12 protein-coding genes are annotated in these 12,860 nt (G+C 43.5%); 5 read left to right on the top strand and 7 right to left on the bottom strand.

All coding sequences use genetic code 11. The features are described 5' to 3' along the window. Positions 1-23 precede the first annotated feature (23 nt). Together ACTHRG_RS08860 and ACTHRG_RS08855 are read left to right on the top strand one after the other, a co-directional pair. Entirely contained in the window at positions 24-1,202 is a 1,179-nt protein-coding gene (locus ACTHRG_RS08860; protein ID WP_076261202.1) for a thiolase family protein, read from the top strand. An 80-nt stretch (positions 1,203-1,282) separates the two neighbouring features. Then, the gene (locus tag ACTHRG_RS08855) at positions 1,283-1,822 is read left to right on the top strand and encodes a GNAT family N-acetyltransferase (protein ID WP_076261205.1); all 540 of its coding nucleotides are present in this window, start codon (positions 1,283-1,285) and stop codon (positions 1,820-1,822) included. Positions 1,823-1,855: 33 nt separating this feature from the next. On the opposite strand, the gene ACTHRG_RS08850 is transcribed toward ACTHRG_RS08855, so the two are convergent. Continuing rightward, positions 1,856-3,010, bottom strand: coding sequence for an MFS transporter (locus ACTHRG_RS08850; RefSeq protein ID WP_076261208.1), 1,155 nt, complete (start codon positions 3,008-3,010; stop codon positions 1,856-1,858). A 149-nt stretch (positions 3,011-3,159) separates the two neighbouring features. Here ACTHRG_RS08850 and addB point away from each other — a divergent pair, with 149 nt between their 5' ends. The 3 genes from addB to ACTHRG_RS08835 all read left to right on the top strand — a co-directional run bounded on the left by addB (position 3,160) and on the right by ACTHRG_RS08835 (position 10,868). Then, positions 3,160-6,666, top strand: a complete 3,507-nt coding sequence (gene addB / locus ACTHRG_RS08845) for a helicase-exonuclease AddAB subunit AddB (RefSeq protein ID WP_076261211.1) — start codon at positions 3,160-3,162, stop codon at positions 6,664-6,666. Further along, positions 6,644-10,402, top strand: a complete 3,759-nt coding sequence (gene addA / locus ACTHRG_RS08840) for a helicase-exonuclease AddAB subunit AddA (RefSeq protein WP_076261214.1) — start codon at positions 6,644-6,646, stop codon at positions 10,400-10,402. Before addB ends, addA begins: the two co-directional genes overlap by 23 nt. 154 nt (positions 10,403-10,556) lie before the next feature. Next, a complete protein-coding gene (locus ACTHRG_RS08835; RefSeq protein WP_076261217.1) occupies positions 10,557-10,868 on the top strand; it encodes a hypothetical protein in 312 nt (103 codons plus the stop codon). A gap of 34 nt (positions 10,869-10,902) precedes the next feature. Here the strand turns inward: ACTHRG_RS08835 and ACTHRG_RS08830 are convergent, their stop codons facing one another. The 6 genes from ACTHRG_RS08830 to ACTHRG_RS08805 are packed head-to-tail and all read right to left on the bottom strand — an operon-like array spanning position 10,903 to position 12,824. Further along, entirely contained in the window at positions 10,903-11,121 is a 219-nt protein-coding gene (locus ACTHRG_RS08830; RefSeq protein WP_035327074.1) for a spore germination protein, read from the bottom strand. A gap of 25 nt (positions 11,122-11,146) precedes the next feature. Then, positions 11,147-11,533, bottom strand: a complete 387-nt coding sequence (locus ACTHRG_RS08825) for a spore germination protein GerPE (RefSeq protein ID WP_076261219.1) — start codon at positions 11,531-11,533, stop codon at positions 11,147-11,149. Between the two features lie 7 nt (positions 11,534-11,540). Next, on the bottom strand, positions 11,541-11,717 hold the full coding sequence (locus ACTHRG_RS08820; protein WP_009331284.1) for a germination protein GerPD: 177 nt from the start codon (positions 11,715-11,717) through the stop codon (positions 11,541-11,543). Beyond that, positions 11,714-12,325 (bottom strand): spore germination protein GerPC, encoded by a 612-nt coding sequence (gerPC, locus tag ACTHRG_RS08815; protein WP_440231021.1) that lies wholly within the window; start codon positions 12,323-12,325, stop codon positions 11,714-11,716. The genes ACTHRG_RS08820 and gerPC overlap by 4 nt, the downstream gene beginning before the upstream one ends. 24 nt (positions 12,326-12,349) lie before the next feature. Further along, positions 12,350-12,589: a spore germination protein GerPB gene (locus ACTHRG_RS08810; RefSeq protein WP_076261285.1), complete on the bottom strand. Its 240-nt coding sequence runs from the start codon at positions 12,587-12,589 to the stop codon at positions 12,350-12,352. Between the two features lie 13 nt (positions 12,590-12,602). Then, a complete protein-coding gene (locus ACTHRG_RS08805; RefSeq protein ID WP_076261223.1) occupies positions 12,603-12,824 on the bottom strand; it encodes a spore germination protein in 222 nt (73 codons plus the stop codon). Positions 12,825-12,860: the final 36 nt, after the last annotated feature.

The raw sequence follows: 12,860 nt of genomic DNA, 5'->3' as shown, positions 1-12,860 counted from the left end.
GATAATAAAAGGGGTGGAAAAGTATGAGAAATGTTGTAATAACATCAGCAGTAAGAACACCGGTCGGGACTTTTGGAGGAGCCTTTAAGGATCTTTTGCCGACAGATTTGATTGTTCCAGTATTAAAAGAGGCTGCCGAAAGAAGCGGCTTGCAGAGCAGTGACGTGAATGAAGTAATTTTGGGACACTGCATTCAGCGTACAGATGAACCGAACACAGCGAGGACAGCAGCATTGCTTGCAGGCTTTGACGATACGACAACAGGGTTCACAGTCCAGAGACAGTGTGCATCCGGTATGCAGGCCATTATCTCCGCTGCCCTGCAGATTGCATCAGGTATGTCAGATATCGTTATTGCCGGAGGAGTAGAAGCCATGAGCTCCAGTCCTTATGTATTAAAACAGCATCGCTGGGGCGCCCGCATGCAGCATGGACAGGTAACCGACACAGTATGGGAGATTCTCAAAGATCCAATCCAACATATCATGATGGGGGAAACAGCAGAAAACCTGGCAGAAATTCATTCCATCACAAGGGAAGAGCAAGATGAAGCGGCATTGCTTAGCCATAAGAGAGCCTTGCACGCAATTGAAAACGGTTACTTTGATTCGCAGATCGTTCCAATTACTGTGAAGACCCGGAAAGGAGAAGTAACCGTTGCAAAAGATGAAAACCCGCGTGCGGACTTAACAGCGGAAAAGCTGAGCAGATTGAAGCCGGTCTTTAGAAAGGGCGGAACGGTAACAGCAGGAAACTCATCCAGCCTGAATGACGGCGGAGCAGCACTGGTCCTCATGCCGGAAGAGCTGGCTCTCGAAAGAGGACTGAAGCCGCTGGCAAAGATTGCTGGCTTCTCTGTTGCGGGAGTAGATCCGAAAGTAATGGGAAGAGGACCTGTTCCGGCAGTTAATAATGGTCTTGCCAGTGTCAATTGGTCGCTTGAAGAAGCTGATTTGATTGAAGTTAATGAGGCCTTTGCGGCCCAATATTTGGCGGTTGAGAGAGAACTTGGCTTAAACCGGGAGAAAGTAAATGTAAATGGAAGCGGAATCAGCCTGGGACACCCAATTGGATGTACAGGTGCTCGTCTTGTCGTAAGTCTTGTTCATGAGTTGAAGAGAAGAGGAGACCATAAAGGAATCGCTTCTTTATGTGTCGGTGGCGGAATGGGAGCCGCAGTATTTGTGGAAACGTACGAATAAAGAGTTCCTTCGGGAGCTCTTTATTTATCCAATTAGCGAATCCCATCTCTTGCAGAATTATTTTTTCAGGAGGGAGAAAAGTGATAAGCAGTACGATATTGTCTGGAAGAAAGATCATTCTGGGGGCGTTTCTTGAGGATGATATTCAAAAGATAATCCAGTGGCGTGCAGACGAGAAAATTATGCGAAACCTGGATGCTCTGCCGGTAAAACCCAAACAGGAAACGGAAATTAAGAAATGGCTTGATGAATGTCCGCAAGACACCTTCAGATTTTCGCTCAGGTTAAAAGAAGCAAATGAACTGATAGGCTTTGCGGAGTTAAACGGCATTTTATGGCCACACAGAACAGGCTGGATTACCATTGCCATAGCAGATAAAACCGAATGGGGAAAAGGGTATGGAAAGGACGCCATGCAATGCCTGATTCGCTATGCTTTTATGGAGCTCAATTTGTATAGGCTTCAGCTTACTGTATTTTCCTATAATACTAGAGCAAAGACTCTTTATGAAAGTCTTGGATTCAAGAAAGAAGGCTGCTATAGAGAGTTTCTTGAGCGCGATGGAAAACGGCATGATATGTATTTATACGGGCTGCTGAGAAAGGAGTGGAAAGAGTGAAGAAGCGCGGAATGATACCGCGCTTTACAAGATTTATTCTGGTTGACTGACAAAAGTAATTTCTTTTGACAAGAAATAGCTAAGAACGATATTCGTAAGAAAAAAGGCAAGAAGCAGAAACAGTACATCATGATATTCCAGAATCATAACCGCCGGCGGCGCAAGGCTTGCCCCGGTTAATAGAAAAAAAGAATAGAGAGAAAGCGCTTTTGCCCGATCAGCTCCTGCTATCATGCCAATCAGTGTGATAACTGTGGGAACAAGAATAGATATAGAGGCCACGAACATTATTGAAATAGCCATTAATGCAATAGTGCTGCTGAAGAAAAACATATTAATGATGCTGAAGATTCCTAAAAGTAAACCAAGCTTTAAAGTCAAATGGGCACCAATCCGCTCAATTAATTTTCCCGTAAAGAGCGACAGCAGCGCCCCGATTAGTCCCACAGCTCTTAATGTGAACAGCTCCTCCATGGTTCCCTCGAAATTCCTTCCTATTGCATCGTAAAAAGCTACAAAGGTAAACAGCAAAGTAAAGGTAATAGCATAGCTTTGGAGCAGGCTTCCGTTCATTAATAGTTTTTTCATAATAGAAATAACGGAAACCTCTGATTTGGAAGGAGGAGAAGTGCCTGGAAGTATTTTATACGATGCTAGGAAAAGAATTAAATAACAAGACGCAAAGAAATAAAAAGCATAGTTCCATTTAAAATAAAAAGTAATTGTCGAACTGATCAACTGTCCAAGGATGCCGGCGACAAGGAATCCTGTATTGATAAAAACAAGCAGCAGGGTGCGGCTCCTCGGCTGTAAAAGATCAAAGGAATAAGCGAAGGCAACAGGAGCAAAGCTCCCAAGAGTCAGCCCCTGAATCGACCTAGTTATATAGAGAGCCTCTAAATTAGGAGAGAGCCCGACGGCACAAGTGGACAAAGCAGAAGCAAACAAACCTGTAATAATAATTCTGCGCCTGCCAAATGTATCAGAGGCAGGACCAAAGAACAGCAGGCCGGCTGCATAAAAAAATGCAAACAGGCTTCCTCCGCCAACAATATAATTTTCATTTATTTTAAATGAGTCAGCAATATCCCCGTAAATAGGGATTAGTGTATAAATGTTGCTGGCCACGAAAATTCCTGTAATTGTCAAAATGACTGAAGTTGCAATCAAGACCTGTTTTGAAATCATCCTTATCACCTGCCGATATACTTTATGCAAGAAACCCCGAATAGGAAAGTTGTCATTTCCACAATTTTGAAGAACCCCATACAAAAAATTGAACAGCTTATATGATAAAATAATGATAGAGAGAGAGAGCTTTTTTAAGGAGGAAAATTATGACCGTACGTTTATTGATAGGCCGTTCCGGGAGTGGTAAAACGGAATACTGCCTTAACCAAATCCGTGATGAACTGCGGTTTAATCCGGATGGAGATCCAATCATTTATTTAGTGCCGGAACAAATGACGTTCCTTTCAGAATATAAATTAATAACAACACCTGGCCTTGGCGGAATGATCCGCAGCCAGGTATACTCTTTCACGCGTCTTGCCTGGAGAATTCTTCAGGAAACGGGAGGCATGAGCAGATACCATCTTAATAGTGTAGGCATCAGCATGCTGATCCGCAAAATCATTGAAGATAAAAAGGATGATCTTAAGCTGTTTCAAAGGGCTGCAGACAAAAATGGCTTTATTCAGCAAGTAGAACAAATCATGACCGAATTCAAACGATATTGTGTAGCTCCCGACGAACTGGCGGAAAAGCAAAATCAGCTCTCGGCAAGCGGGAAGTCAAATAAGGCACTTCAGGATAAGCTGCATGATCTTGAAATAATCTATAAAAATTTCGAGGAATCCCTTTCTGGCAAATATACAGATTCAGAGGATTATTTCCGCCTGCTTGCGGAAAAAGCCTCCCATTCAGAGTATCTAAAAAATGCTGAGGTTTATATAGATGGCTTTTACAGCTTTACACCACAGGAATATGCAATTGTTGAACAGCTGATGAAGCAGTGTAAAAACGTCACAATCACATTAACGCTTGACCAGCCGTTAAAGAACAGTGCTTCTGATGAGCTTCATTTATTCAGAATGCCGGGAGAAAGCTATCAGACAATCAAAGAAATGGCTTCCCGCAACAGGCTGGATGTGGAAGAGATGCTCCTTTCCGAGCAAAAAAGGTGGCTCAAGCCTTCACTTAAGCATCTTGAGGCTCATTTTGACAGCAGGCCTGCAGAGGCATTTACAGGTGAAGCGGACATTCACATTGGACAGGCTGTCAGCAGGAGGGCTGAAATTGAAGGCGTTGCCAGGGAAATTAATAAGCTTGTTCGCACAGATGGCTATCGCTACCGTGATATTGCCGTACTGGCAAGAAACGGCAAGGATTATCATGACATGATTGAAACAGTGTTCCGTGACTATGATATCCCATTTTTTATTGATCAGAAAAGAACCATGCTGAATCACCCGCTCGTTGAGTTAATCCGGTCAACACTTGAGATAATCAATGGGAATTGGCGCTATGAACCGATTTTCAGAGCTATAAAAACAGAGCTGATTTTTCCGTCCAGGTTAAACCCCGGAAAGCTTCGTGAGCAAATGGACAGACTTGAGAACTATGTTCTAGCTTATGGCATTCAAGGAGACAAATGGACGAAAAAGAAGAGATGGACATACAGAAGAATCAGGGGGCTGGAGTTTGAAGCAGTTGCCCAGACTGATGCCGAGAAAAAAGTAGAAGATGAGTTAAATGATCTGCGCGAAATGATTACAGGCCCAATATTAAGGCTGCACAGGCGCTTAAGAAAGGCTGCTGATGGCCGCAGCTTGTGTGAAGCTTTATTTTTATACATGGAAGAATTGGATGTTCCTCTGAAGATTGAGAAGTGGAAAACTGCTCAGGAGGATAAAGGGAACCTTGTTAAGTCAAGGGAACATGGACAAGCATGGAATGCCATAATGGAGCTTCTGGATCAATATGTGGAAATGCTTGGTGAAGAAGAAGTAAGCCTTAAGCGTTTTGCATCCATTCTTGATGCCGGACTGGAGTCGCTTCGATTTACGCTTGTTCCGCCTGCCATTGATCAGGTCATGGCTGCCGATTTGGAAAGATCAAGGCTAACCGATATTAAAGCTGCCTTTGTCATTGGGCTGAATGAAGGAGTACTTCCTGCCAAGTTCTCGGAGGATGGTGTGCTGGCGGATGACGACAGGGAAATGCTGAACACGAACGGAATGAAACTGGCGCCGGGAAGCCGCACACGTTTGCTTGATGAGGAATTTATAGCTTATAAAGCGTTTGTTACTCCATCAGAAAAACTTTTTATCAGCTATCCATTGGCAAATGAAGAAGGTAAAGCACTTATGCCGTCTCCTTATATTAAGAGATTGGGAGATTTATTTCCTGATTGCAGGCATCATTCCTTCATGTCTGATCCGGCAGAGCTTAAGGAAACGGAGCAGCTGGAGTATGCTGATAACCTTAATACAGCATTATCGTATTTGACTTCACAGCTTCAGCTCAAAAAACGCAGCTATCCAATCTATGACCTCTGGTGGGATGTTTATAACTATTACCTTAAAAATGAGCAGTGGAGAAGGCCTGCATTGAAGGTGCTTTCCAGTCTTAATTATGAAAACAGGACACTTCAGCTTGGTGAAGACGTCAGTAAGGAATTGTATGGAGATCATATTCAGGCGAGTGTTTCGAGAATGGAATTATTCCATAGCTGCCCATTTTCCCATTTTGCACAGCATGGACTAAGGCTGCGGGAAAGACAGGTGTACCGCCTGGAGGCACCGGATATCGGGGATCTTTTCCATGCTGCTTTAAAATTTATTGCAGAAACAGTTATGACTCAGAAACTTTCATGGACAGATATGACGAGGGAACAGTGTGAGATCCTTGCAAAAGAAGCGGTTGAAATGCTTGCTCCTAAACTTCAAAATGAAATTCTCTTAAGCTCGAACAGGCATCACTATATTAAGAGAAAGCTTGAGCAAATTATCAGCAGAGCTTCCTATGTCATCAGCGAGCATGCCAAATCAAGCGGATTCTCGCCGGTGGGCCTTGAACTGGGGTTTGGGCCGAAAGGAGAGCTTCCTTCGCTTGCTTTTCCTCTTAAAAACGGGGCTAAAATGGAGCTTGTCGGAAGAATTGACAGAGTAGATAAGGCTCAGGATGCCAACGGGACATTTTTACGGGTAATAGACTATAAATCCAGCTCCAAGGATCTGAATGTAAGTGAGGTTTACTATGGCATTGCTCTGCAGATGCTGACGTATCTGGACATCATAATTGCCCATTCCAGCTCTTTAATTGGAACAAAAGCCGACCCGGCAGGAGTCCTTTACTTCCATGTCCATAATCCGATCGTCAGCACTTCAAAAATGCTGACATTGGAGGATATCGAACAGGAACTCTATAAGAAATTCAAAATGAATGGCCTCCTGCTCGGAGAAGAAAATGTAATCAGGTTAATGGACCAGACTATTGAGACAGGCGACTCATCCATTATCTCAGCGGGGTTCAAAAAGGACGGCACCCTTTCGAAGCGGTCTAAAGTGGCAAGCAAGCAGGAGTTTGATTATTTGCGCCGCTATGTAAGAAAGATGTATAGGAATACAGGCAATAAGATTACTGAGGGCAATGTTGAAATTGCTCCATATAAAATGAAGGAAAAAACACCATGTACATTTTGTGCCTATAAATCTGTATGCCAATTTGATGAATCTCTTGAAACAAATGATTACAGATTATTTACTCCTAAGCCAAAAGAAGACATGATTGAAATCATCAAGAAGGAGGTGGAGGGAGATGAAAATGACCATACCGCCTAAGCCGGAAGGTGCAACCTGGACTGATGACCAATGGAAAGCGATTATGGCCAAGGGCCAGGATATCCTGGTGGCTGCAGCAGCCGGATCAGGGAAAACCGCTGTTTTGGTTGAAAGGATCATCAATAAGATTATCGCGGATGAAGATCCTATTAATGTCGATGAACTGCTTGTTGTGACTTTCACAAATGCCTCGGCAGCAGAAATGAGGCACAGAATCGGCGAGGCTCTTGAAAAGGCTATAAATGATAATCCGCGATCTGTTCACCTCAGAAAGCAGGTAAGCTTATTAAACAGGGCATCCATCTCGACTTTGCACTCATTTTGCTTAGAGATGATACGCAAATATTACTATATGACCGATATTGATCCGGGGTTTCGGATCGCTGATGAAACTGAAGCACAGCTTTTGAGGGATGAAGTACTCGAAGAGCTTTTTGAAGATGAATACGGCAAAGAGGAAAATGAAGGATTCTTTGCACTTGTTGACACTTTTACAAATGATAGAAGTGACACTGCCCTTCAGGATATAATAAGGGACTTATACGATTTTGCCCGTTCCAACCCTTCGCCTGATCAATATCTTGATTCAATTGTTGAGATGTACAATGTGGAAGGAGTCAGCAGTCTTGAGCAGCTTCCATTTGTCCGTTCGCTTTTGGAGGATATTGATCTTCAACTGAAAGGAGCCAAACAGCTGCTTCAATTTGGACTTGAGCTGACCAAGCTTCCAGGGGGACCGGCTCCTAGAGCAGAGAACTTTACCGCAGATCTGCATGTTGTAAATACACTAATTGAAGCGAAAAATGATTCATGGACGATGCTGTATGAAGCGATGCAATCATGGTCTTTTGGCAGAGCCAAAACGTGTAAGGGCGATGAATATGATGAAGGACTGGTCGAAAAAGCAAAAAAACTTAGGGATCAGGCCAAGAAAATCATAACCGGCCTGCAGGAAGAACTGTTTCTCCGCAGACAGGAAAGCTTCATGCGTGATATGGCGGAAATGAAGCCCCATATCAAAGAGCTTGTTAGGTTAGTTAAAGCATTTTCCATTCGCTTTAATCAGGTTAAAACTGAAAAAGGGCTTGTTGACTTTGCTGATCTTGAGCATTATTGCCTTGAAATTCTTTCATCACCAGATGAGGAGGGACGGCTTTGGCCTTCAGAAGCGGCTCTTGTCTGCAGAAATCAGTTCAAAGAAGTTCTGGTTGATGAGTATCAGGATACCAACATGGTTCAGGAAGCTATTTTGCAGCTGGTAACGGCAGATTCAGAAGAAAACGGGAATTTATTCATGGTAGGGGATGTTAAGCAGTCGATCTACCGTTTCCGCCTTGCAGAGCCTAATCTGTTTCTGGGCAAGTACACGCGGTTTGACCGGGATGGAGAAAGAGCAGGGCTCAGAATTGATCTGGCGCGAAATTTCAGAAGCCGTAAAGAAGTTCTGCATGGGACCAACTATATCTTTAAGCAGATTATGGGGACGTCTGTCGGTGAAATTGAGTATGACCAGGCAGCTGAACTTATTAAAGGAGCTCCCTTTTCAGAGGATCAGGAGCAGCCTATTGAGGTTGCTATTATTGACCTTGAAGGAAATGAAAAGAGTGAACCGGAACCTGAATCCATGGATGAGGGTTTTGACAGCGAAGATTTAGCCCAATCACAGCTCGAAGCCAGATATATGGCTTCAAAAATAAAAGAAATCATTGGGAATCGGAAAGAAGTATACAACACAAAGACTCATTCCGGACGTCCTGCCAAGTACAGGGATATTGTCATCCTGCTTCGTTCCATGACATGGGCTCCTCAGATTATGGAGGAATTCAAACAGCAGGGAATCCCTGTCTATGCCAATCTTTCCAGCGGTTATTTTGAAGCAACAGAAGTAGCGATTATGATGTCACTTCTAAAAGTGATAGATAATCCGTATCAGGATATTCCGCTGGCATCGGTTCTGAGATCTCCTATTTTGGGTCTGACCGAAGAAGAGCTTGCACAAATCAGAATCCATAATAAAAGGGGTTCATTTTATGAAGCATTAACTTCTTTTTGCCGGAATCACCCAACCCTTGAAACGGGAGAATTATATGAAAAGGTCCGGCCATTTTTTGATGCTCTTGAAGAATGGCGTGTAATGGCGCGGCAGGGTTCCCTTTCAGAGCTGATCTGGCATCTCTATAGACAAACCAGATTTTATGATTTTGTCGGCGGTATGCCTGGCGGAAAACAGAGGCAGGCAAATCTTCGCGCATTGTACGACAGAGCCAGACAGTATGAAGCAACCTCATTCAGAGGATTATTCCGCTTTTTAAGGTTTATTGAACGAATGCGGGACAGAGGCGATGATCTTGGTGCTGCCCGCGCTTTAGGTGAGCAGGAAGATGTTGTACGTCTTATGACGATCCACAGCAGCAAAGGTCTTGAATTTCCCTTTGTTTTTATTGCAGGGCTTGCCCGCAGCTTTAATACGATGGACTTGAAAAAGGCATATATGCTTGATAAGGAATTTGGATTCGCTGCAAAATATGTAAATGCCGAGAAGAGAATTTCGTATCCCTCTCTGCCGCAAATTGCTTTTAAACGAAAAAAGAAAATGGAAATGCTGGCTGAAGAAATGCGGGTTTTATATGTTGCTTTAACGAGGGCGAAGGAAAAACTGTACCTGGTTTCGTCTGTTAAGAGTGCAGAAAAAAAATTAAATAAGTGGCTGCAGGCATCCGAACATAAAGACTGGCTCCTGAATGAGTATGACAGGGCTTCTGCAAACAGTTATCTGGACTGGATTGGCCCGGCTCTTGTCCGGCATCGGGAGTGTGAGGCATTGAGAGGGGAAGTGCTGGTGGATCCTCTCGTCCCGGGTGATATACTTGAACACCCTTCCTGCTGGAATATAACCATAATTAAAAGCGAAGAAGCTGCTGTTCTTCCGGAAGAAGCCAATGAGGGCGAAACGGATTTGCTGAAATTGGTTTATGAAGGAAAAACTGTTCCGGCAGAATCGGCTTATAAGGATAAAGTTGAGGAACAGCTTTCCTGGAAATATTCCTTTAAGCAGGCAGCTCAAGCCAGATCTAAACAATCCGTTTCGGAAGTGAAGAGGCAGCGGGAGATTTTTTCTGAAGAAGACAGCAGTACTGAATTAATCCGTAAAATCAGTAAACCGATGCTCAGCCGGCCTCGCTTTATGCAGGAAAAATCACTTTCTCCTGCTGAACGGGGTACTGCTATGCATGCTGTCATGCAGCATATTGATTTCAGCCGGCCTGTAACAGTGGAAACGATATCCTCCAAAATGGATGAGATGGTCAGGAAAGAATTGCTCACGGAAGAGCAGCGTGCCAGCATTGAGCCACAGCTGATTGTGCAATTTTTCGAAACTGAACTGGGACAAAGAATGGTTCAGGCTAAATCGGTACGCAGAGAAATCCCATTCAGTTTATCTTTCCCTGCCCGGGAAATTTATTCAGATTGGCAGGGTGAAGATGAACCTGTTCTCATTCAGGGGATTGTGGACTGTGTATTCGAAGATGAGCATGGTTTGGTGCTCCTGGATTATAAAACGGATGGAATCAGCGGCCGTTATAAGGGAGGGTTTGCTGAAGCCAAACCCGTTCTTGAAATCAGGTACAAAGTACAAATTGATATGTACACCAGAGCATTGGAACAGATTTTAAAACGGGAAGTCAATGAAAGATACCTGTTTTTCTTTGATGGTGCTCATACAATTAAGTTATAGGAAAAGCCGGCAAGGAGACTTGCCGGCTTTTGTGTATGTGCAGGAGATGTATTTATAACGAACATCAGCTGAAAAGGCTCGCGAAGCCGAAATATCCCCGCAAATTACTACCGTCCCAATATAAAGGGTAATGTAAAGATAAAGGAGGCTTAGCATGGGAAAAAAGCGCACAGAAACCGGAACCTGCGAGTTATGCCTGAGGGAGGATACTGATATAACAGTCCACCATTTAACGCCGAAAGAAATGGAGGGCACCTTCCTGCCGACCGCTAAATTATGCATACCCTGCCATAAGCAGATTCATGCTTTATATACGAATGCAGAGCTGGCTGTACGGCTGAATTCAATCGAGTTATTGCAGCAGGATGATAAAATCCGGAAATATTTGAAATGGATCAGGAAACAGCCATCATCTAAGCTGACAAAAGCAAGGAAGTCGAATGAACGGAAATTAAAAGGACGATAACGAAGGTGCTATCGTCCATAATACGCTCATTCAATTAGTTATTGCCGACATTAGGCTGATCAACCAGACTTGTATCCAGTACGTTACTGGCGCTAAGGCCATTGTTCGTAATGACAAAACCGCCTGTGTTAGCGGCACCCTGTCCGGTTGTTGATTTGGAATTGTTTTTAGGAGAGATATAAAGGGAGTCTCCGAATTGAACAATTCCCCCGCTGACATTAATGATTTGTACCGGTCCGATTATAGCTGGCATGTAAAACATCCTTTATGAAAAATTTTCATCCTTGCGTTCTGCTGTTTTTTGGATAAATCTGACGGATATGCTTGACCCGGGCTTCCATTGAGATGTTTCCACTGTTCCCGATATGGATGACAGATGAGGAGGAAACCCCGATAATATCAATGTTCTGAACCCGAATGATCGGATTGAGCTGTGTTGTCTGCATCGTTATGTTTTCTTCAATAGGGATTAAAGGAATGGGTTCCCTGAATACAGGATAGACTGAAAAATTCCCTTCCTTCGCGTTAAAATACTCAGCTTCACGCTGGTCTGCAATTGCTCTTGAGAATCCTTTAATAAAGCATGAGTCCCCAATTTCAAATACAGAAGAAAAGGCAATGGTGTCAATATTGATCTTATCAACAGATGATGTTCTTTGCAGCATAGGCAGCTTACTCCGGTGTAAGAGGCACAAATGGCCCTATCAGAAGTGACTCAGGGGGTGTATCAAAAGTGGCTGCCAGCTGGATCGTTTGCGTATCCCCAACCATCAGAACAGATGAACTGGATACACCCAGTACTCTTATGCTGCCAACGCACAGATCTCTGTTATATACCTGATAATTCATTCTTTATTCATTCCCTTCATATTCTCCGGCAAATGCGAGATAAAGGCATAGACCCCATTGTGAATCTCCTTCTTTATCAGCTCGATAATCTCTTCGTTATTTTCCTGCCCGGAGCGTTCCGATGCCTGCTGCTGGATATAGAAGTCAATCCGGTTAGGCAGCTGCTTTTTGATATCTTCTTTGATAAACGCAATATACGAGTCATCCACATTGATATTTAATTTCTTCTGAGCAGAGGCTGTAATTTCCGGAAGTTCCCGTTCTAAATACTGATAAATGGCGTCTTCGATTTCCATCGTTCTCTTCATCTGGTTTTTAGGCGAAACAGGTGCTTTAATGTTTTTGTTATCTACGGCAAAATCTTCAATGTTTTGCAGCTCAGAAGGGTTTAAGCCAATATTTAAAGTGCCTTCAAGAGACTCTACCTTAAGCTGGTCAAATTTATACTCAATCCGATCTACCTGCATTGGCGGACGGCTTTTCAGAACTTCAGTCTCTTCCTGAAGTTTTTTAACCGCAGCTTCAAGTCTCTGTATTCGTTTTTCCTGTGCTTCTACAAAAGCATGCAATTGCTGAAGATAGGTATTTAATTGCTGATTCAAGCGCACCACCTCGCTTATAAAAAAATGATTTTATCGTTTCTGCGCACCAGTCAGAGGTACAGAAGGTGACAGAAAAACACTCCCCCCTGCTGGCCCAGCAGGCGCCGGACCTTCTGCTTCAGGCGCAGGCTCGGTAAAGCCGCCAGTGTTATACAAATAAGACGCCGGCTTTATAATGCCTGCACTTCCAATTTGCAAGACGGAAGAGTTTGTAATCCCGCCGATCTTTATGAAATGAATATGAATGGATTGCTGTATATAAAAATTCATAGTATCACCCGTTTTAAGCATTGAAATAATTGCCCTGATCCACGCCATCACAATCATAAGTGTTTGTTGAGCTCCGGTGATTGTAAACATTCAGGCCATCTCCAGTGTTAAATGATCCGGCACCTGAAAAGGTCTTGGCGTTAGAAACTGGCATGATTTTATATACATCCCCGATATTGAAGACAGAACTGCTCCCGATCGATATGACCTGTGCGACTCCCACAATAGCTGGCATACATAACACCCTTTAAATTGATTTCTTGTATATCGT

The organism is Cytobacillus sp. SAFR-174 (assembly GCF_051964675.1).
Taxonomy (GTDB): domain Bacteria; phylum Bacillota; class Bacilli; order Bacillales; family Cytobacillaceae; genus Cytobacillus.
Note: the sequence above shows the minus strand (reverse complement) of the source record. Positions and strands in the feature narration are given on the sequence as shown.